Origin of the sequence: Pandoraea norimbergensis, assembly GCF_001465545.3 — a bacterium.
Classification (GTDB): Bacteria; Pseudomonadota; Gammaproteobacteria; order Burkholderiales; family Burkholderiaceae; genus Pandoraea; species Pandoraea norimbergensis.
Map to the genome: position 1 here is coordinate 3,092,950 of NZ_CP013480.3, position 17,682 is coordinate 3,110,631.

The 17,682-nt window shown below is 59.4% G+C and carries 27 protein-coding genes; 16 read left to right on the top strand and 11 right to left on the bottom strand.

The features are described from left to right. Position 1 precedes the first annotated feature (1 nt). From AT302_RS13340 to AT302_RS13385, 10 genes are read right to left on the bottom strand one after another with little or no spacing between them, the layout of a single operon-like run. Positions 2–616 (bottom strand): DUF3164 family protein, encoded by a 615-nt coding sequence (locus AT302_RS13340; RefSeq protein ID WP_058377613.1) that lies wholly within the window; start codon positions 614–616, stop codon positions 2–4. After that, positions 617–1,084: a hypothetical protein gene (locus AT302_RS13345; protein ID WP_058377612.1), complete on the bottom strand. Its 468-nt coding sequence runs from the start codon at positions 1,082–1,084 to the stop codon at positions 617–619. After that, on the bottom strand, positions 1,077–1,559 hold the full coding sequence (locus tag AT302_RS13350; protein WP_058377611.1) for a hypothetical protein: 483 nt from the start codon (positions 1,557–1,559) through the stop codon (positions 1,077–1,079). The genes AT302_RS13345 and AT302_RS13350 overlap by 8 nt, the downstream gene beginning before the upstream one ends. Next, a complete protein-coding gene (locus AT302_RS13355) occupies positions 1,559–1,843 on the bottom strand; it encodes a hypothetical protein (RefSeq protein ID WP_058377610.1) in 285 nt (94 codons plus the stop codon). The genes AT302_RS13350 and AT302_RS13355 overlap by 1 nt, the downstream gene beginning before the upstream one ends. Further along, positions 1,840–2,166, bottom strand: a complete 327-nt coding sequence (locus AT302_RS27615) for a hypothetical protein (protein ID WP_157125695.1) — start codon at positions 2,164–2,166, stop codon at positions 1,840–1,842. Before AT302_RS27615 ends, AT302_RS13355 begins: the two co-directional genes overlap by 4 nt. A gap of 1 nt (position 2,167) precedes the next feature. Continuing rightward, entirely contained in the window at positions 2,168–3,457 is a 1,290-nt protein-coding gene (locus tag AT302_RS13365) for an ExeA family protein (RefSeq protein ID WP_084656037.1), read from the bottom strand. Next, complete coding sequence (locus AT302_RS13370) at positions 3,454–5,253, bottom strand: DDE-type integrase/transposase/recombinase (RefSeq protein ID WP_058377607.1); 1,800 nt, start codon at positions 5,251–5,253, stop codon at positions 3,454–3,456. The genes AT302_RS13365 and AT302_RS13370 overlap by 4 nt, the downstream gene beginning before the upstream one ends. A 3-nt stretch (positions 5,254–5,256) precedes the next feature. Then, positions 5,257–6,189, bottom strand: coding sequence for a hypothetical protein (locus AT302_RS13375; RefSeq protein ID WP_058377606.1), 933 nt, complete (start codon positions 6,187–6,189; stop codon positions 5,257–5,259). Between the two features lie 10 nt (positions 6,190–6,199). Further along, positions 6,200–6,508, bottom strand: coding sequence for a helix-turn-helix domain-containing protein (locus AT302_RS13380; protein WP_058377605.1), 309 nt, complete (start codon positions 6,506–6,508; stop codon positions 6,200–6,202). After that, positions 6,505–6,987, bottom strand: coding sequence for a hypothetical protein (locus tag AT302_RS13385; protein ID WP_058377604.1), 483 nt, complete (start codon positions 6,985–6,987; stop codon positions 6,505–6,507). Before AT302_RS13385 ends, AT302_RS13380 begins: the two co-directional genes overlap by 4 nt. On the opposite strand from AT302_RS13385, the gene AT302_RS13390 reads away from it, so the two are divergent. Then, the gene (locus AT302_RS13390; protein ID WP_157125694.1) at positions 6,987–7,343 is read left to right on the top strand and encodes a hypothetical protein; all 357 of its coding nucleotides are present in this window, start codon (positions 6,987–6,989) and stop codon (positions 7,341–7,343) included. The two genes, AT302_RS13385 and AT302_RS13390, sit on opposite strands and share 1 nt — an antisense overlap. A gap of 32 nt (positions 7,344–7,375) precedes the next feature. Here the strand turns inward: AT302_RS13390 and AT302_RS27295 are convergent, their stop codons facing one another. Then, positions 7,376–7,615, bottom strand: coding sequence for a DNA-binding protein (locus tag AT302_RS27295; protein WP_058377602.1), 240 nt, complete (start codon positions 7,613–7,615; stop codon positions 7,376–7,378). 133 nt (positions 7,616–7,748) lie between these two features. Between AT302_RS27295 and AT302_RS13400 the strand changes: the two genes are divergently transcribed. The 15 genes from AT302_RS13400 (at position 7,749) to AT302_RS13465 (ending at position 17,597) form a co-directional block, all read left to right on the top strand. Beyond that, the gene (locus tag AT302_RS13400) at positions 7,749–8,198 is read left to right on the top strand and encodes a helix-turn-helix transcriptional regulator (RefSeq protein ID WP_058377601.1); all 450 of its coding nucleotides are present in this window, start codon (positions 7,749–7,751) and stop codon (positions 8,196–8,198) included. Then, positions 8,198–9,019, top strand: a complete 822-nt coding sequence (locus tag AT302_RS13405; RefSeq protein ID WP_058377600.1) for a hypothetical protein — start codon at positions 8,198–8,200, stop codon at positions 9,017–9,019. The genes AT302_RS13400 and AT302_RS13405 overlap by 1 nt, the downstream gene beginning before the upstream one ends. A 73-nt stretch (positions 9,020–9,092) precedes the next feature. Continuing rightward, positions 9,093–9,425: a hypothetical protein gene (locus AT302_RS13410; protein ID WP_157125693.1), complete on the top strand. Its 333-nt coding sequence runs from the start codon at positions 9,093–9,095 to the stop codon at positions 9,423–9,425. A gap of 122 nt (positions 9,426–9,547) precedes the next feature. After that, positions 9,548–10,291 (top strand): hypothetical protein, encoded by a 744-nt coding sequence (locus AT302_RS13415; protein ID WP_058377598.1) that lies wholly within the window; start codon positions 9,548–9,550, stop codon positions 10,289–10,291. Between the two features lie 157 nt (positions 10,292–10,448). Further along, positions 10,449–10,796 carry a putative holin gene (locus AT302_RS13420; protein ID WP_058377597.1) on the top strand — a complete coding sequence of 116 codons (348 nt, stop codon included), beginning with the start codon at positions 10,449–10,451 and terminating at the stop codon, positions 10,794–10,796. 1 nt (position 10,797) lies between these two features. Continuing rightward, positions 10,798–11,523 carry a transglycosylase SLT domain-containing protein gene (locus AT302_RS13425; RefSeq protein WP_058377596.1) on the top strand — a complete coding sequence of 242 codons (726 nt, stop codon included), beginning with the start codon at positions 10,798–10,800 and terminating at the stop codon, positions 11,521–11,523. Beyond that, the gene (locus AT302_RS27970) at positions 11,520–11,927 is read left to right on the top strand and encodes a hypothetical protein (RefSeq protein ID WP_218918960.1); all 408 of its coding nucleotides are present in this window, start codon (positions 11,520–11,522) and stop codon (positions 11,925–11,927) included. Before AT302_RS13425 ends, AT302_RS27970 begins: the two co-directional genes overlap by 4 nt. Then, positions 11,854–12,033 carry a hypothetical protein gene (locus AT302_RS28475; RefSeq protein WP_456088861.1) on the top strand — a complete coding sequence of 60 codons (180 nt, stop codon included), beginning with the start codon at positions 11,854–11,856 and terminating at the stop codon, positions 12,031–12,033. The genes AT302_RS27970 and AT302_RS28475 overlap by 74 nt, the downstream gene beginning before the upstream one ends. Before the next feature lie 28 nt (positions 12,034–12,061). Further along, positions 12,062–12,406 carry a hypothetical protein gene (locus AT302_RS13435; RefSeq protein WP_058377595.1) on the top strand — a complete coding sequence of 115 codons (345 nt, stop codon included), beginning with the start codon at positions 12,062–12,064 and terminating at the stop codon, positions 12,404–12,406. Beyond that, the gene (locus AT302_RS13440) at positions 12,399–12,710 is read left to right on the top strand and encodes a hypothetical protein (protein ID WP_058378867.1); all 312 of its coding nucleotides are present in this window, start codon (positions 12,399–12,401) and stop codon (positions 12,708–12,710) included. Before AT302_RS13435 ends, AT302_RS13440 begins: the two co-directional genes overlap by 8 nt. Further along, the gene (locus AT302_RS13445) at positions 12,710–13,255 is read left to right on the top strand and encodes a DUF3486 family protein (RefSeq protein ID WP_058378868.1); all 546 of its coding nucleotides are present in this window, start codon (positions 12,710–12,712) and stop codon (positions 13,253–13,255) included. Before AT302_RS13440 ends, AT302_RS13445 begins: the two co-directional genes overlap by 1 nt. Beyond that, complete coding sequence (locus AT302_RS13450) at positions 13,252–14,772, top strand: hypothetical protein (RefSeq protein WP_058378869.1); 1,521 nt, start codon at positions 13,252–13,254, stop codon at positions 14,770–14,772. Before AT302_RS13445 ends, AT302_RS13450 begins: the two co-directional genes overlap by 4 nt. Further along, positions 14,772–16,238, top strand: a complete 1,467-nt coding sequence (locus tag AT302_RS13455) for a DUF935 domain-containing protein (RefSeq protein ID WP_058378870.1) — start codon at positions 14,772–14,774, stop codon at positions 16,236–16,238. The genes AT302_RS13450 and AT302_RS13455 overlap by 1 nt, the downstream gene beginning before the upstream one ends. Further along, on the top strand, positions 16,231–17,082 hold the full coding sequence (locus tag AT302_RS13460; protein WP_058378871.1) for a phage head morphogenesis protein: 852 nt from the start codon (positions 16,231–16,233) through the stop codon (positions 17,080–17,082). Before AT302_RS13455 ends, AT302_RS13460 begins: the two co-directional genes overlap by 8 nt. After that, the gene (locus AT302_RS13465) at positions 17,079–17,597 is read left to right on the top strand and encodes a phage virion morphogenesis protein (RefSeq protein ID WP_058377593.1); all 519 of its coding nucleotides are present in this window, start codon (positions 17,079–17,081) and stop codon (positions 17,595–17,597) included. The genes AT302_RS13460 and AT302_RS13465 overlap by 4 nt, the downstream gene beginning before the upstream one ends. The last annotated feature ends 85 nt before the right edge of the window (positions 17,598–17,682 follow it).

A 17,682-nucleotide genomic window follows, 5' to 3' on the forward strand; every position in this document is an offset into this window, starting at 1 on the left:
GTCACACCGCCGCGACGTCAAGACTGATCGGCTGATACTGATCGGTGTCACCGATCCGCTCGTAAATACGGACATAGGGCTTGCTCCCGGCCACCTGCACGCTGTCTGCAATCGCCTGCATAGCGCGCTGCCACTTCTCGTCGCTGATATTCAGGCGCTTCAGTCCGAGAACGCGGCCCGTATTGATCTTTCCTTCCTTGTTGACCTGGAACGCGTCATTGATGAGTGCCTTGATTTCGTCGCGGCTGCCTTGCGTCCAGGTCCGAATGCACTCATCGATCAACTGCTTTGCGGCCTGCAGGCGTTCGTCGAATACGAGGTGCTCCTGGATCTGGCGAACGATCTTGAAATGGCCGTCGAACGACAGCAGCGTGACGTTCCCTTTCACCCCGCCGAGCTTCACGCCATACTGTTCGCCCGACATCTCTACGAACGCGCCAATGTCACCGAATGCTTTCGCTTTGAAGTCCGCCAGGACCGTCGATGCGGACTTAGCGTGCCCGACCAGTTCGCGGACCAATGCGTCGCGTGCTTTGTCGATCGGCTTGACCATGTTTTCGGGAATCAGCCGTCCTTCCCCGTCGCGCCAGTACCCGGCCGGAATCGTGTCGCTCATCTATTGCTCCTTGCTTTCTGATTGCGTTGAGTTACTGCTGGCCAGGCGTTCGTGAAACACGCGAACCTTGGCGATGTTTTGTTGCCTCTGCAGCTCGGTTTGCTCGGCTGACTTACTTCGTGCCAACAGAGCCACGGCCTCTCGGATCCTTGCGCTGTTGCGTTGCCGCTCCTCTTTGGTCAGGTCCGGCGCTGGAAGCGCGCGCGGCGGATCCCGATTGCCGAGGTTGTCAAGAAACAACTTTGGCGCCGGCCAGCGATCACAGATGCGGTACAGCGTGCGAAACGCCCGTCGTACCCGGTGCTCGTCAGCTTGTTCACTCCAGGAGGACGCCAGATCCTCGATCGCGGCGAGCCAGATATCCAGCGTGAGAGTCACGCTGTCCTCGGCGGGAGCACCAGGCAGTCGAAGGGCAACTAACCCCTGCAGGCCGCGTGAGACTTCCCGCTCGAGCCACTTCTCAACCACGGGCGCGCTCCTCCAAGGCGGCGATTGCCGACAGTGTTTTGGATTGGCCCTTCGACGGCGTGACACGCGGTTCACCGGCTACGACCACCGCACCGGCTTGGGGACGCCAGTTGCTGATGACTTCATAGAGCCAACCATGGCTCTTCAGCGGCAGCGTCAGTCGGCCGGCATCACGAGCGGCGAGCGCCTGTTCTACCGCCCACACCCACGCTTCCAGTGGCGCGTCATATAACTGGCCGTTACGGGTGATGCGCTGCGCTTGCACGTCCGGAAGAAGATCACCGATGAGGCGAGCAACGCGATCCATCGTCAGCTCGCGCGATTCCGGACGGAACAATGCGACATACCGCACCAACGCTGAACCAATTTGGCCGGACAGCCTGAACGCGGCCGCAAGCGCTTCACGCGCGGCTTCGTGTGCTACCAGGGCATCGAGCGAAAGCGTCGTGCCGCAGCTCGGGCAGCGGGTGCGCATCAGTGGATCCCTCCCTGCTGCTTAGGCGTCACCTTGACGTGATTGGTGACAATCACGTCAAGCTCCTTCGCCACGGCGTCGTGGTGCCCACGCATGTGAAGGAAAACGACACGCGCAAGGCTTTGGGATACGCCCTGCAGGACGTGCCGCAACTCATGCGTTTCATCCGCCAGTTGCAAGAGATTGCCGTTGGCTCGATGCAGCTCTGCGCGAAGCTCGGGCACGCTGTCAATGACGTCGGGATTTGCCAGCGTCGGGCACATGGTGACGGTTGGTTTGCTCATGCGTCCTCCCAACTGACGGTCACGCCATGGAACACGGCATAGCCACGTCTCACACCGCCTTCGTTACGCCACCGACGCTCGCCGGCAGCGTCCAGCAGAGGGCTAATCGACGTTTGTCGATCACGGACAATGCGAAGCTCCGGTTTATCGCCACGCTCCGGATAGAGCACCTGATCGATGACCCGATAACCCATGTCACGCAGGGCACGTGCTGCACAGTTGGCGACTCCCAATCGATCGGTCAAGCCGGGGTTGAACACCCGGCAGACGCTCTCTTTGACTTGCGGTAACGTCGTCGGAACGACAGTCAGCGAGGCTCCCATCTCACACCCCCTTCACGACGTCTGCAGTCACGGTCGGCGAGCCGATTTCGGCAGCGAAGTTCATGCAGGCCGTCAGCAGATTGCCGATGGCAAGCGGGTACAACAGAGACACCGTCTCAGGACGATCGCGCCGGGTGCTCGTCATCGTCAGCTTGGCTCGCAGCGCGTCGACTCCGCTCGGGTCGATAACCTCACCGATCTGCTTGCCCAGGCGATCGAATTTGAACTTGAGGTACTCCTCCAGGCGGGTGCCGTCGAGCGGAGCCAGCTCGATCATTTCGCAACGCTGGACTACTTCACGCACATCCTGATTACGCTCGGAAAGCTTGGCCTTCAGTTCCGGCTGGCCAATCAGGATGATCGAGAGCAACTTCTTAAAGCCCATCTCCAACTCGAAGAAGCGCTTCAGGTGCTTGATCGTTGGGACAGGTAGCGCGTGAGCTTCGTCGATCACCAAGCAGTGCCGGTAACCGGCGGTATGGCTTTCGCGCAGCGCCTTATGCAACTGCGCAAAGCGCGCCTCAGGGCTGGATTTCGGCTTCTCAAGCGGAGCGACAGCCGCCATCAATGCTTCCGCGATGTGCGTCGACTTGAGGGTTTTCCCCTTTTGATCGTTGTCTTCCATCGCAAGCACATATGGTTTGATCAGCAAGATGGGCTGATTCTCACGGACGATGCGATCCTCAAGGTCGCGCATCAGCGTGGTCTTGCCAGCACCGCTTTCCGCCACGACGGCGAGCAAGCCTCCGTGTTTAGCCGTCTGGAACATTGCCTCGCGCACATAGCGGATGTCGGGGCTGACGTACATGTCGTCTGCGGCCTGGATATCGTCCTGGAACGGGTCGCGGAACAGGCTGAAATGCTTACGTGCCGCTGGATAAAGAGTTTGCTTGCGCAGTAACATAGATTCCTCCGGGTTGGACTCGATAGCGGATTTCGACTTGGTGACCGAGCGGGCCGCGTTGGCGCGCGGCTCGCTCACCTGTGCTTCAAGAACCTTGGGCAGCTCGGATGGATCGACCCCGATATCGGCGAGGAACGCGTGGACACGTTCGCGCACGTCGGTCTGATCAACCTCTTCAAAGGCACTCTCGAGTAAGTTCGGCGCAACGCCTTTCCCTTCGAGAAAATCCAGAATGCGCTCCTTGAGATCAAGCTCGTCGAGGCTCTTGGGCCATTCGCCGTGATTGACGATTTGCGCAACCGTGGCTTGCGAGACATTCAGAGATTTCGCCAAGTCGGCCTGTTTGCAGCTGGCTTGGGCCAGCAAGTTCTTCAGCTTCAGCATCATTCACCTCCAGCCGCTGCACGCAGCAGCTGCAGCGGTTTCTGATGGCCCGCTCTGGGGCCGGAAAGCTCGGCGACGATAGCGTCGAGCTGCTCTTGCGGAACACCTGCCGGATAGCGTTGCTGCAACCACTGGAAGCGTTCGGCAGTCCACTTCCCACCTGCGAATTCGACTCTCGGCTTGATCTGCTTGGCAGCGTCCACGTGAGAAAGCGGTGGCAACTCAATCGTCGGCGCAACAAGGTCGTGAGCGGTACCACGACGCGGCAGGTACGTCGGCAGCGTGGTGTTGTCAATGTGCTTGTACGGATCGAGTTGTCCGCCGAACGGCAGGGACTTCGCCTTGCGTGCAGCCTCTGCTGCAGCTGGACTTTCTGTGCCGGTGACCAGTTGTTCAATGTCTTTGAGGGCACTCTGGGCCGGTGTCTCAGCGTGACGCCGATAGCTCACGCCAATGACGGCGGAATCGTCGCTGAAGCCGAATTCCGTCTTCTTCACCTCGTTGATGACGTGGAACACCTCGTGACCGTCCTCGCCGATAAGCACCACTTGCGCAGCGTCATCGCGCCAGGGGTTACGGGTGACCATCACCTTCTCGCCGACCATCACGCCGGGCACCGTCGAGACGTCATATTCGCGGCCCTGGAACGGCACTCGCAACTTCGGCGTAACCTTCCGGCTCTCAGGTGTCGCCACGGCCAATTCGCGGCATACGTCAACGATAGGAGCCTTAATCAGCTGGTCGGCACGTATCGCCATCCACGCCTGGCTGCGTGTCTGTTTGTGGCGCCGATGGACAGCCGTCGCATTGAAGTGCATCCGCCACTTCCTTGCCAAGGTGTTCAGTTCGTCCAGACTGTTGACTGGCTGGAACTTGAGGCCCGGCTCGAACTTGCGCTCGATGATGTTGCGTGCGTTCTCCACCTGACCGGTGGCGCGTGCGTTGCCGACTTTGTGGACGATCATCTCGATGCCCAGCGATCGACACAGGTTTCGGGTCATGGATGCCGTGTTGGCTGAGCCGGCGTCCAGCATCAAAATGCGCGGCACGCCGTGGAGCAAGTCAGCCCCATCACGCTCTTGCATGGCGTTGATCAGCACCGAACAAAGGTTTTCCCCCGATTCAGCGCCCATCACATACTCCGTGTAGAGCCAGTCGCTGGTGTGATCCGTGATCTCGTAGCTCCACACCCGGTCGGCAGCAATGCGAGCGATGTTCTTCGGCTTGTTCTTATAGAACTCGGCGTGGTCCATGACGCGCAGACCATTCGCCCGAGCATCAGCGGAGGGCTTCAGGTAATACAGCACGCACAGGCTCGCGTCGATCTGCCAGACGTGATTCGGATGCAGGCTGGCCAACTCGGTGACGGGGGCCGGCGCGAGCAACTGGTCCGGATGCACTCCGTACATACGCAGTGTGCGGTGGATTGTGCTCTCCGACAGGGGGCGCAACTCGCCGGTCGCATCGTCGAGATACTCGGCTCGAATCATCTGATTGGCGCGCAGCGTTTCGACAGCATCGGCGACCGAGTAGAGCCGCTTGCCATTCTTTCGCGTCGATTCCATCAGAACGGCAGAGATCATCATCGCCTCATCTCTCGCCAACGCACTTTGCCCAGCGTCGGAGCGGCGCTTGCGTTGCGACACGACCGATACCTCCTTGAGCTTCTTGAGCAGCGTGGCGCGTGACATCCGCAGTTCGCGGCACGCTGCATCGTAAATCGCCCCTTTGGCGCCATGCCCGGCCTTTCGAGCAGCGTGAGCTACGGCCACCAATCGTTCGGTCAGGACGGCGTTCATGTGTTATGCCTCGGTGGTTTCGTCGCTGCGCAGCCAGGCCGGGATTTCTTCTCCGTCCGGGGTGTCCTTGACACCGAATTCGCCGCGCAATTGTTTGACCGACACCTCGACCTGGCACAACAGGCCCGCCATGAAATCGTCGTGGACCATGTCGTGCTTCTCGGCGTGTTCGGCGAGTGACTGAAAGGCCGCGCGCAGCTTGCCGCGAACTACCGATTCAGCTTCAAAGGCGAACTGGCTCGCCTCCTTGCGAATTTCCTGGCCCTCGACATCAGGCGGCGGCGTCTGCACGCGAGGCCTCTTTGTCGTGATCTTGGCGGCCAACTCGTCGATCTTGGCGTTCTTGTCGGCAAGCAGGCGGGACTGTGCCTCAGCGTTCTCGCGTGTTTCGCGCAGGGTGGCACGTAGCTCCTTGACGCTCATGGTGGCGATGTCGTCGAGCTTTAGCTCGCCGGTCTGGCCGGTCAGTTCCAGCTCCTCGATTTGCTCGTCGTCCAATACAAGCATCTCAAACAACTTGGACTGCCCCCCGACCGCCTTCAAAACGGGCGACGTCGCCCGGTTCGTAAACTTGACCGCCGACTGGATGAACCGGCGTGCGACGCGATCTTCTATGCCGAGAGCGTCTAGGCGAGCGGTAAATTGACCGTGTTCGCACGCCTCCTTGAGCACCCGCAGACCACGCCCGACTTCCAAGCAGGCTTCCACACTGCGGCGCATGTTGGCCGCGATGTCACGCTGGATAAGGTCGGGATCGGTGCAGTCCGCGGGCAACTGGTAGCCGAGTTGAGTTGCGACGGCGCGCACAGTGGCCTGACGCTCTTCGTGCATGACGGCGAGTTGGTTGGCAGCCTCACGCATCGCAGGCAGCGCCGGGGTATCGGCGTCGGTTACCACCACGGCGGTGTTTTCAGTCTGTAGCGGCTTTCGAGCCATCGAGCTCTCCTTAGATTTGAGTGGTCAGACGGTTGGTCATTTCATCGATTCGCTGTCGGGCAGAATCGAGCGAGCGCAGAATGCTTACTGCGTGCTGGGCGAGGCGCGATGAGGGGCGAATGCGGCCGGTCTCTGGGATGCGTTCGGCAAAGCCTTTCTCCTCGAGCGTCGCCACGTAGCGCGTGATTGCGCTAGGCTCCAGACCGGTTGCCTTCGACAGTTCCGTGGGCGTCAACCCGTGAGAAAAGTGCCCCAGGAGCACATTCAGAACCTCGAGCACCTTGCCGGCGGACTGTGCTGTTTTCGGAGTCTCTTTCATCGTAAGTCTCTGCAAAGGTCCAATTCAGGCTGCGCGTGCTTCTCGACATTCCCCCGGTGCCAGGCAAGACCCTCCATAGCCTTCTGAATGACGGCAAGCGTGTCGTTGGCGTCTGACTTTCCGTTGTAAAACTGCAGGAGGTGGCCAACCGCCGTGTTGAGCGTCTCTTGGAGCGCTTGGATGTCCGCCGCGTCAGCGGTGCGGCCGACGGGAATGTCGATGAGCAACTTTCCAGCGCTGGCGGTCTGCCAGCGAGTCACGAAGTCGATGCCGCAAGCATTCTCGAACGGCCGGACAAGGTTCAGCGGCATACGCCCGTTCTGAAACCACTTGTAGAGTGCCCAGTGATCAGCAAGCCCCATGCGCTCAGCGATGCGCTCCACCGAAAGGTTGCGACGCTCCTTTGCGTGGTCTTTGCACAGTTCCAGCGCCTGGCGTAGCGAGGTCGGCTGGATGTGTTTCCAATTGCGGCGGCTCATTGGAGTCCCTTCAAAAACACCACTTCCAAACAATGGCGGCTTTTGCAACTGTCGAAAGCCATTTGCAGGATGTAGGATTGACAGCAGATAATCCGAAGAGGAAAAGGCTCATGGGCGAAAGTCGACGCATTGAACAACTCGAAGGTCAAGTCAACGCACTCGCCTCCGCCTGGCTCACTCTTGTTGCGGCCCTGGAAACACAGGAGGGCTTTGATACGTCGCGTCTTCAGGCGTTTTTGCGCACGCGGCGCTGGCCACAGAATCACACGGTGAACTCTGAAGCACGGCCGACGTTGGCATGGCTGTGCGAGCAACTGGACGAGGCACGTGCTTCTCGCCTATCAGACGAGCACTAATGGGAAAGCCGAGGCAATCGTGCATAGCGGCCTCACGCAGCGCGACGATGGACAGATGCGAGGGCCTTCGCGGGGTCTGCGCAGATTTCACCGGCCTTGAGCCCAAGTTTGATAGCGATCTCGTGGGCTTGACCCCGGACGCATTTTTTGCGGCCGCCCAAGACCTCGAACACCAGATTCGGGGAAAAGCGGTTGGCGATGGCCCATTGGGTGATCGAGATGCCTTTGGACTGAAGCTCGGCGCGGGCTTCATCAGCAGTACGTAGTTTCATGGCTGGCTCCTAGCGAGAGGCGGCCGGCACTTTGCAGAGTGCCGATTAAGTTGCCGTTCGTTGTTGGACGGTGTGAATCAATTATTGTGAAGTTAGCTTCACAAGTCAAGTAATTTTTTGGGGTGTTTTCTTCATGATTGGCAATCGACTAAAGGAGGAGCGGAAGCGCTTGGGGTTTAACCAAGAGGGGTTCGCGGGCTTGGCAAGCGTTTCAAGGCGTGCCTATGCAGAATGGGAGGCCGGCAACACGTTTCCCACGGCGCAGCAACTTAGTGCGTTTGCGTCGGTAGGCGCAGACATCCAATACATCGTGACTGCGGAGCGTCGCGGCGGTGGGATTGGAGAGGCGGCAGTCCATCAGGCTGTACTTGATGCGGTCGCGCTGCTGTCTCTGGACAAAAAATTGGACGCGCAGCAGCTCGCTAAGGCCGTGGTGCAACTGTGCAGAAAGCCAGCGCCGATATCCGAATCACAGCAAGGGACCAGGTATGAAGGTTCAATGCAGGTGTTTCACCAAGCGCCGACGGGGGACATCGCTGGTCGAGACATCGTGAATAACGGCAAGGTGCGTAAAGGTAAGTAATGACACAAGAATTTCATGGCCAGGTCGGGGAAGTCGCGGGGCGTGACATCGTTAATCACCACCACTCGAAGGGGCGACCGCTAACAAAGGATGAGCGTCGTTCCTTAAACAACTACGTCAAACAGCTCGAAGACGAGTACGGGGAGTCGGGGAAGCAAACTTGGACGTCCATTCACCGGATTCTAGGAAACGACAATATTGAGGAGATGAGCATTGAGCAGATCAAGCCGACCGAGGCCATCCTCCAACTGCTGCTATCAAACGCTCAGCTCAAACGTCAGGCCGCCTCCGCCGGAAACGATCCGGACCTGACAGTCAAACTTAGACTTTTGGCAGACCAACTGTCTTCTGTCATCGCTGAGAGGGACAAGATAAAAACTCAGCTCGTCCAATATCATCAGGCATACACCAGCCTGGAAAAGCGCTTCAAGAGCCAGACTCGCGACCTGGAGGCGTCTGAGAACAAGTATTCGCGTTTAATGGATGCCGCAGACGAGGTCTCACAGATAAACGAGCGGAACAAGGCGGCTGTTAGCGCCTTGGCTAATGTGAGACACAGTGTGCGTCGCCTCAGGATTTTGGCGTTACTCGCTTTTGCTGCTGCGGCAACTGGTGGATACGGAACATACGCGTTTCGTGAAAAGGCACTTACGGCCCAATCGGCATTGAACGGCTGCGCATTCGATGGCAAACCCTACTCCGTCGGGAGCATTATCGATAATCCACAGGCACCTGACATTCAGTGTGTCGCAATGGGGAGCGGGCGTCGCCCGGAGTGGCAGCAAACCTCAAATAATCCGAAAGCTCGTAGCAAACATTAGGGGACACGGAGCAATGGGCAGGCAAGATTTCCATAACCAAGTAGGTCAGGTTGCGGGCCGGGACATAGTTAACATGGCATCTCAAAAGTTATGGGATTGCGAGACGCCCGCTCTTCACCAAGAGTTCAAACGATGTAAGAAAAAGCTTTGGCAGATGCGCAAGGACATCGTTTTGAATATCCCGAGTCTTTGGCTACTTGCAGGGATGGCGGGGTCTGTGTGGATGCTGCTGACCGGCACCTTATTTCAGATGGTCGGACTGGTTTGGTTAGTTGCGTGGATGGTAGGTGCCATGTTGGCGCCGATGTTGTGGTTGACGGCGATAAGGCAACGCAAAGGCAAGATGGTTGTGTACTACCGCACCCGAATTGAGATCATTGATTCCATTCTTCAAGATCGAAGCTAAGATATCCGGTCGGTAAAATCGGGCAAATCCACCGACCGCGAGTTGATTCACTTCAATTCAATTTTTGACAGCGAAGTAGCACGAAAAAATTTCCAACCCAGATCACAAAAAAGGGGCGTCTCATGTCATTTCTCGCAGGGTTGTTCGGGGTCTTGAGTTTCTTGTTTCTTGTGGTAACCCTCGTCGGCGTTATTGCACCTTCTCTATTCAAAGACAAGAAGTCTGGTGAAGTACCCAAGCGCCTTCACTTTCTCGTCGGTGGCGTGGCAGGATCTGTCATTGCGTTTGTGATTGCTGGCGCACTGGCGCCAGAAAAATCGCCCGATTCGACCTCGATTGCCAGTGCCGAGCATGTGGTGGCCGATGCCAAGGCAATTCCCTCTGCTGTGACCACCTCGAAGGATGTGCCTCAAACACCCGACAAATCGTTAGGAATGTCGCCTGAAGAGTTCAGGCAGGGATTTAACCGCATCGTGAGCAAGGTGAGCAGCGATTACAAGATGGCGGAGCTCGACATAGAGTCAGGAAATGTAAATGACGTGTTCAAGCGTTCTTTGGGGCCTGGCGTTGCCCTCATTGGTACAGTCAACAAAGCTGATGGGTCGCTTAGAGAGCTGATGGTGTTGATAGGTGGCGGCGCGAATACCGATCCGGCGAAGACCATTGCTGTCCTCATGGCTGCGACACAAGCAGCCAACCCCACTATTTCGGCAAAGGAGAATAGCTCCGAGGTTGTCGAGATGACGAAGGTCGCGGTGGACAATATAAAGACAGGCAAACCAGTTGAGCGGCAAGTGGGGCGGCTGGCATATACCGCCAGTGCCAGTGAGGCGACAGGTCTGATGTTCGCTATTGGCGCGCTTTGATCACTAGGCGCTGTTCAATGTATGTTTTCCAAACATTGACTATCTCGTGAACGGATGCTCCGGCGTAGCACCGCTAGCGACTCTCTCTAAACCTGATTAAAAGACCCCTCATGGAATGCCGCCGATCATGGCGGCATATTCATTTCAGGAGGGGCAAATGCCTTTCACCAAACGATTTCCCCGTATGCTCGGCTGGTTCGCCGCTGCCGTGCTACTCGTTGTCGCGATCGCGCTCGTCTCTCCACAGCAACTGCCCGTCGCGCTGTACAAGCTGAGCCTTATCAGTTTGGCCGCAGTCGTCGCGTACTGGCTGGATCGCGGTCTCTTTCCCTATGCGCGACCGGACGCCTACTTGCGGCGTGACTGGCGCCACGGTACCGACGAACCGTCGAACGAGGCTGACTATCCGGTTGTCGATGGTTATCAGCTCGTATTCGCGGCCGCCATGCTGCGTCGTGCAGCCATCGTCGCTGGTGTGGTGATCGGCGTCGCTCTGGGGCTCTGATATGAGCACGCTGCAGATCGTCTGGATTGCCGTGGCGCTGTTCTCGCTCGGCGTATGCGCCGCCAAGCACCGCGAGTCCTTGCAAGGAAGCGTCAATTTCTGGATCGCACTCCTTCGGTGGGCAGCCTTCGCTGGCCTGCTGTACTGGGGCGGGTTTTTCAGTCATCCGGCCACCGCTCAGGTTCCTGCCGCGGCAAGGCAGTATCGCGCCGACCTGACGCGCGCGGCGCGCGCCATCTGGGGCATCGACGCTCCCGTTGCAACGTTCGCCGGTCAGTTGCATCAGGAAAGTGGATGGCGTCCCGACGCCGTGTCGCACGTCGGCGCGCAGGGCATGGCGCAGTTCATGCCGGCGACTGCGACGTGGATCGCTCAGGTTTATCCCGCTCTTGCCGATCGGCAACCGTTCAATCCGGGCTGGAGCCTGCGCGCGCTTGTTACCTACGACCATCATCTGTGGCAGCGCGTAAGTGCCGGCACGCCATGCGAGCGCATGGCCAAAACGCTGTCTGCCTATAACGGCGGCCTGGGATGGGTCATCCGCGATGAAACTGCCACCGAACGGGCTGGCAAGGACGCGGGTCAATGGTTTGGCAGCGTCGAGACCGTCAACGCCGGACGGTCCGAAGCCAATTGGCGTGAGAACCGTGCGTACCCGCGTCGGATTCTGCGACTGCTTGAGCCGGTTTATATCCGGGCTGGCTGGGGCCATGGGAGTTGCACATGACGCGCGAGCGAGTGGCGTTGATCGCCCTGTGTGTGATGTTGTGCGCGGCCGTGGGTGGCTTCTTCTTCGGACGCCACTTCGAAGCGAATGCACAGCAAGCCCAGACCGCCGAAAAAACCATCCAGAACCTGTCGGGCCTGATAGACGCAAGCCAGCACCTGATCCAGGACAGCCAGGCGGCCAGCCGTGACATGCGCAATGCACTCGCGTTGCGTAACGCCCAGGACCAGAAATCCACGAAGGAACTACGCGATGTGCTCGCCAAGACTGCCGGTAGCCGTTCTGGTTGCCGTTTTGATGCTGACAGCATGTACCTCATCCACGCCGCCCGTGATCGCGCCGCAGCCGCCGCTTCCGGCGGAGTACTCGACGGCCTGCCCGCTGCCACCAGCTCCGGCAAGTGATGCTGCCGATGACGTGGCCCTCGCGCTGAAGGCGATGTACGACCTATATGGCGTGTGCGCGGGGCGGTTCATTGACCTGATCGACTGGGTCACAACGCGTCGATGATTTTTCAACAATACGGGGGAACCTGCGAATGACCGTACAGGTGGAGTTTTGGCAGATGCTTTCGCTGCTCGGGGCGTTCCTGGGCTTCATGTTCGGGGCGGGCAAGATGCTGCTCTCGCAGATTGAACGCCGGCAGGCCGAGCGTGACCTGAAACAGGAGGAGCAGATCAGAACGCTGCTCTCTCAGATCAGCAAGGAAGCCGAGACCGTTTCGCGCCTGGAGCGTGACTTTCTGCGCTTCCAGGCAGATCTGCCGCTGCAGTACGTTCGGCGTGAGGATTACGTCCGTGGGCAAACGGTGATCGAGGCCAAGCTGGACGCGCTCTATAACAAGCTTGAGGTCGTTCAAATGAAGGGAGCAAACCATGGTTGACCACATCAAAATCCGGCGTGAGTCGATGCGCTGGAATCTCATCAGTACGCTAGACAAGGCCCGTCCGCACACCAGCAACGAGCAGTTTCTGCTGGAGGTCATGCGCGCTATCTACCCCGATACGACGGCGCTCGAAGTCCGGCGTGAGCTCGACTACCTCGCTGATCGTCGCCTCGTCGATTTGAACAAGTCGCCGTCGGGTGCGTGGTTCGCCGACCTGACGCGTTACGGCGTAGACATCGCTGAGTACACGATCGACTGTGCGCCGGGTATCGCACGGCCGGAAAAGTACTGGAGCGAATAATGGTGCGCCGCTCGAGCATCGACGGCCTGCCGGACGACGTGCGGCGTTGGCTGGAGCGCGCCCTCGCAGAAAGCAACTTCAGCGGCTATCAGGCGCTGGAAGAGATCCTGCGCACGAAGGGTTACCAGATCAGCAAGTCGGCGATTCATCGCCATGGCCAGAAGATCGAACGGCGCTTTGCGGCCATCAAGGCCAGTACGGAAGCGGCGCGGTTTCTCACAGAGGGCGCGGCCGACGATCAGGACGCCCGTTCCGAGGCCGTCATCGCGCTGGTGCAAACGGAGTTGTTCGAGAGCATCGTGAATCTGCAGGAGGCCGGAGAAGACGATATAGATCCGGCTGAGCGGATCGGCCTGTTGTCCAGTGCAGCGAAGAACATTGCGACGCTTGCGCGGGCGTCCGTGAACCAGAAGAAATTCCGGCTTGAGATCCAGGCGCGTGCCGAGGCCGCCGCCGCGAACGTTGAGAAGATTGCTAAGAAAGGCGGCCTGTCGGCGGAGTCCGTTGATGCATTGCGCCGCGAGATTCTGGGGATCGCCGGATGAGCCCCATTCCCGCCCGCCTTCCCAACACGGCGACCGTCGACGCGCCACCGGTGCTGATGGCCTATCAGCAAAGCTGGGTCGCGGACAAATCCCCGCTGAAGGTGATCGAGAAGAGCCGCCGCACGGGCCTCACCTGGGGCGAAGCTGCCGACAACGTTCTGACGGCGGCGGCCAATCGCTCGGCCGGTGGTCAGAACGTGTATTACATCGCGTACAACCAGGACATGACCATCGAGTACATCCAGGCCTGTGCGATGTGGGCTCGAGCGTTTCACCACGCGGCGTCCGAAATTGAAGAGGGTTTCTGGGAAGACGACGACGCGGACAAGAACATCAAGACGTTCACGATCCGCTTTCCTGCGTCAGGTTTCCGGATTGTGGCGCTGACCAGCCGGCCGTCCAACCTGCGCGGTCGCCAAGGCACGATCGTGATCGACGAGGCTGCCTTCCACGACCAGCTGAGCGAGTTGCTTAAAGCGGCGCTGGCCATGTTGATCTGGGGCGGTCGGGTCCGCGTTATCTCGACGCACAACGGCACTGATAACGCCTTCAATGAGCTCGTGGAAGATATTCGGGCGAAGAAGCGTAAAGGCACGGTACATCGCATCACGTTCCAGGATGCCGTGGCCGATGGCCTGTACCGGCGCGTCTGCCTGCGCCTGGGCAAAGAGTGGTCCGCGTCGGATGAGGCGGCATGGATGGCTGACGTCTACGCGTTCTATGGCGACGGCGCACAGGAGGAACTGGACTGCGTGCCCGCCAACTCAGGCGGCGCCTGGTTGTCTCGGGCGTTGATCGAATCGCGCATGTCTGCGGATACGCCCGTGCTGCGCTGGAAGTGCCGATCCGGCTTCGAAGTGCTGCCGGACCACATCCGCGCCGCAGAATGCCGCGACTGGCAAGAGGCGCACATGGCCCCACTACTGGCAGCACTGCCGCCCGATGCCATCTCATTCAACGGCGAGGACTTCGGGCGCACGGGCGACCTGACCGTGCACGTTCCGCTCATTCAGGCGCAGAACCTGGTACGACGTGTGCCCTTCATAGTGGAGCTGCGCAACGTGCCGTTTCGCCAGCAAGAGCAGATCGCCTTTTACTTACTCGACCGCCTGCCTCGCTTCACGGGCGGCGCGTTCGATGCGCGCGGCAATGGCCAGTACCTGGCCGAGGTTGCCATGCAACGCTACGGCGCGAGCCGGATCCAGCAGGTGATGCTCTCAGAAGGCTGGTATCGCGAGCATATGCCACCGGTTAAAGCGGCGCTGGAAGATGGCACGCTCGATGGTCTGCCGCGCGACGCCGACATCCTGGCGGATCTGCGAGCCGTGCAGGTCATCAAGGGGGTGCCGCGCATTCCAGAGACTCGCACGACCGGTGAGGATAAGGGGAAGCGTCACGGCGACGCAGCCGTGGCAGTCGCGCTCGCCTACTTCGCCAGTCGCGAGATCAACCACGGGCCGGTAGCAGTGAAATCGCGGCGACGCCGCACCGGCGCCAGAATCACACAGGGGTATTGATGAAAGCCAAAGGCATGTGGGTCAGCCCCACCGAGTTTGTCCAGTTCGCCGAGCCGAGCACCTCACTGTCCGATCAGATCGCAACGCGTGGACGTAGCATCGATTTCTACGCGCTCGGCATGTACCTGCCGAACCCGGATCCCGTGCTCAAAGCCCTCGGCAAGGACTTGAAAGTCTATCGGGAACTACGTGCCGATCCACACGTTGGTGGCAGCATTCGCCGTCGTAAAGCCGCCGTGAAAGCACTTGAGTGGGGGCTTGACCGAGCAAAGGCCAAGAGTCGCGTGGCCAGATCGATCGAGTCCATCTTCGCCGATCTCGATCTGTCTCGCATCATCACCGAGATGCTGGATGCTGTCCTCTACGGGTATCAGCCGATGGAGGTGATGTGGGGCAAGGTCGGCAGCTACCTAGTGCCCGTTGATGTTGTTGGCAAACCTGCAGACTGGTTTGTGTACGACGAGGGGAACCAACTGTGCTTGCGCACCAAGCAAAGCCCGATCAAGGGCGAGGAATTGCCGCAGCGCAAGTTCCTTGTGCCCCGTCAGGATCCGAGCTACGACAATCCCTACGGCTTCGCGGATTTGTCCATGTGCTTCTGGCCGACCACGTTCAAGAAGGGTGGACTGAAATTCTGGGTGCAATTCACCGAGAAGTACGGCGCTCCCTGGGTGATCGGCAAACATCCACGCAGCGCGTCCGATAATGAGACTAACCAGTTGCTCGATCGCCTCGAGGACATGGTGCAGGACGCTGTCGCTGTCATTCCTGATGATTCCAGCGTGGAGATCAAGGAAGCGGCCAATGGCGCGAACAACGCCGACGTCTACGAACGCCTGCTGCACTTTTGCCGCTCCGAAGTGTCGATCGCGTTGCTGGGCCAGAATCAAACCACCGAGGCAAGCGCGAACCGTGCCTCGGCCCAGGCAGGTCTTGAGGTGACGCGCGACATTCGCGACGGTGACAAAGCCATTGTCGAAGAAGCCATGAACACCCTGATCCGTTGGGTGTGTGAGTTGAATTTCAACGATGGTGCGCGGCCTGCGTTTTCCTTGTGGGAGCAAGAAGAGGTCGACCAAATGCTGGCAGAGCGCGACGAGAAGCTGGTTCGGGCCGGCGCAAAGCTCACCCCGGCTTACTTCAAGCGCGCCTACGACCTCCAGGACGCAGATCTGGTAGAACCGTCTTCGCCCACGACGCAATCGGTAGCGTTTGCGGAATCCGATGACGCGCCCGATCAGGATGCCATCGATCTGGCACTGGATTCGCTCTCCGCTGATGCAATGAGCGCAGATGCCCAGGCGATGCTCGCGCCGCTCTTAAAGCGGGTTGCGAAAGGCGCGCAACCGGATGAGTTGCTGGGTATGCTCGCTGAGCTGTACCCGACAATGGATGCGGCCGGTCTGCAGCAACGCCTCGCGCGAGTCATCTTCACGGCAAAGGTTTGGGGGATGCTGCATGTCTGATGTCAATCTCGCCCACGCAATGAGTCTGCCGCCGCAGGATGCAATTGCCTACTTTCAGCGCAAAGGCTTTGCAATCACTTGGGACTGGCAAGAGCTATGGCAAGAGGCCCAGGCGCAGGCATTTACCGTTGCCAAAGTCACGCGCCTGGACATCCTGCAGGACATCCGCGACGCCTTGGAGAAAGTCCTGGCCGAAGGTAAGACGGCAGCATGGTTCGGGCAGCAGCTCACGCCAGTGCTTCAGGCCAAGGGCTGGTGGGGACGCAAAGAGCACGTCGACGAGCACACTGGCGAGATGAGTCAGGTTCAACTCGGCAGCCCATGGCGGCTGCAAACGATTTTTCGTGCAAACGTGCAAACGGCGTACATGGCCGGGCGATTCCAGCGCCAGCTTGAGAATGTCGACGACCGGCCCTACTGGAAGTACGTCGCCATCCTCGACAGCCGCACGCGTCCCAGTCACCGGGCATTGAATGGCAAGGTATTTCGGTATGACGATTCGTTTTGGTCGTCGTTCTATCCGCCCAACGGATGGGGATGCCGATGCCGTGTCGTTGCCCTGTCGGCCGACGATATCGAAGTGCGCGGAATCACTGTCGATTCGTCCGAAGGCAGGTTGGGAACCGCAATGCGCCTGCTCTCAGAAAAGACCGGCGAAATGCGCGAGGTCACGACCTACACCACTGCGCATCCTGACGATCCGTTCGGTAAGCGCAAAATTGTCATTTCGCCGGACGTCGGCTGGAGCTACAACCCTGGCGCGGCTGCGTGGGTGCCCGACATCAAACGCTATGTTGGCGATCTGGCCACCTTGGCCGAAAAGGAACTGGCGGGTGCCGTATGAGTGAATTTGTCCGAATCGATGTCGATGACACCCGGCTTCAGGTCGGGCTCAAACGCCTGGCATCGGCGGCGTCGGACATGACGCCTGCCATGCGGAAGATCGCCGCGACGCTTGAGAGCGTCGTGGAAGAGAATTTCGAGTCCGAGGGGCGCCCGCGTTGGACGCCGAGCGAACGGGCCAAGTCGGAGGGCGGCGTGACGCTGCAGAAGAGCGGCCGACTCGCGGCATCTGTCACCACCGATCACAATGCGCACACGGCGGTGATTGGCAGCAATGTGGTGTACGCGAGAATCCATCAGCTCGGCGGTAAGACCGCGCCGCATGTGATCCGTCCGCGTGCAAAGAAAGCACTGGCCTTCGGTGGTCGCGTCGTGGCATCCGTCAATCATCCCGGATCCGATATCCCGGCCAGACCTTTCCTGCCGGTGACGAGCGACGGCACGTTGCAACCTGAAGCAACGGACGCGGTTCTCGGAACAATCCTGCGGCACCTGAAAACGGCTGCGGGCGTTTAGCCCCGCTGACGGGTTTGTGTGTCACAGGGCACGCAACGATAGCCCGGTTACGCACGCGCCGCGCCCGAAGCTTTTATAAAGGCTT

Bases quoted from the DNA above. Each gene is read 5' to 3' on its own strand.
- AT302_RS13340 (WP_058377613.1), bottom strand. From the start codon at position 616: ATGAGCGACACGATTCCGGCCGGGTACTGGCGCGACGGGGAAGGACGG.
- AT302_RS13350 (WP_058377611.1), bottom strand. From the start codon at position 1,559: ATGCGCACCCGCTGCCCGAGCTGCGGCACGACGCTTTCGCTCGATGCC.
- AT302_RS13355 (WP_058377610.1), bottom strand. From the start codon at position 1,843: ATGAGCAAACCAACCGTCACCATGTGCCCGACGCTGGCAAATCCCGAC.
- AT302_RS27615 (WP_157125695.1), bottom strand. From the start codon at position 2,166: ATGGGAGCCTCGCTGACTGTCGTTCCGACGACGTTACCGCAAGTCAAA.
- AT302_RS13365 (WP_084656037.1), bottom strand. From the start codon at position 3,457: ATGATGCTGAAGCTGAAGAACTTGCTGGCCCAAGCCAGCTGCAAACAG.
- AT302_RS13370 (WP_058377607.1), bottom strand. From the start codon at position 5,253: ATGAACGCCGTCCTGACCGAACGATTGGTGGCCGTAGCTCACGCTGCT.
- AT302_RS13375 (WP_058377606.1), bottom strand. From the start codon at position 6,189: ATGGCTCGAAAGCCGCTACAGACTGAAAACACCGCCGTGGTGGTAACC.
- AT302_RS13380 (WP_058377605.1), bottom strand. From the start codon at position 6,508: ATGAAAGAGACTCCGAAAACAGCACAGTCCGCCGGCAAGGTGCTCGAG.
- AT302_RS13385 (WP_058377604.1), bottom strand. From the start codon at position 6,987: ATGAGCCGCCGCAATTGGAAACACATCCAGCCGACCTCGCTACGCCAG.
- AT302_RS27295 (WP_058377602.1), bottom strand. From the start codon at position 7,615: ATGAAACTACGTACTGCTGATGAAGCCCGCGCCGAGCTTCAGTCCAAA.
- AT302_RS13400 (WP_058377601.1), top strand. From the start codon at position 7,749: ATGATTGGCAATCGACTAAAGGAGGAGCGGAAGCGCTTGGGGTTTAAC.
- AT302_RS13405 (WP_058377600.1), top strand. From the start codon at position 8,198: ATGACACAAGAATTTCATGGCCAGGTCGGGGAAGTCGCGGGGCGTGAC.
- AT302_RS13410 (WP_157125693.1), top strand. From the start codon at position 9,093: ATGGCATCTCAAAAGTTATGGGATTGCGAGACGCCCGCTCTTCACCAA.
- AT302_RS13415 (WP_058377598.1), top strand. From the start codon at position 9,548: ATGTCATTTCTCGCAGGGTTGTTCGGGGTCTTGAGTTTCTTGTTTCTT.
- AT302_RS13420 (WP_058377597.1), top strand. From the start codon at position 10,449: ATGCCTTTCACCAAACGATTTCCCCGTATGCTCGGCTGGTTCGCCGCT.
- AT302_RS13425 (WP_058377596.1), top strand. From the start codon at position 10,798: ATGAGCACGCTGCAGATCGTCTGGATTGCCGTGGCGCTGTTCTCGCTC.
- AT302_RS27970 (WP_218918960.1), top strand. From the start codon at position 11,520: ATGACGCGCGAGCGAGTGGCGTTGATCGCCCTGTGTGTGATGTTGTGC.
- AT302_RS13435 (WP_058377595.1), top strand. From the start codon at position 12,062: ATGACCGTACAGGTGGAGTTTTGGCAGATGCTTTCGCTGCTCGGGGCG.
- AT302_RS13440 (WP_058378867.1), top strand. From the start codon at position 12,399: ATGGTTGACCACATCAAAATCCGGCGTGAGTCGATGCGCTGGAATCTC.
- AT302_RS13445 (WP_058378868.1), top strand. From the start codon at position 12,710: ATGGTGCGCCGCTCGAGCATCGACGGCCTGCCGGACGACGTGCGGCGT.
- AT302_RS13450 (WP_058378869.1), top strand. From the start codon at position 13,252: ATGAGCCCCATTCCCGCCCGCCTTCCCAACACGGCGACCGTCGACGCG.
- AT302_RS13455 (WP_058378870.1), top strand. From the start codon at position 14,772: ATGAAAGCCAAAGGCATGTGGGTCAGCCCCACCGAGTTTGTCCAGTTC.
- AT302_RS13460 (WP_058378871.1), top strand. From the start codon at position 16,231: ATGTCTGATGTCAATCTCGCCCACGCAATGAGTCTGCCGCCGCAGGAT.
- AT302_RS13465 (WP_058377593.1), top strand. From the start codon at position 17,079: ATGAGTGAATTTGTCCGAATCGATGTCGATGACACCCGGCTTCAGGTC.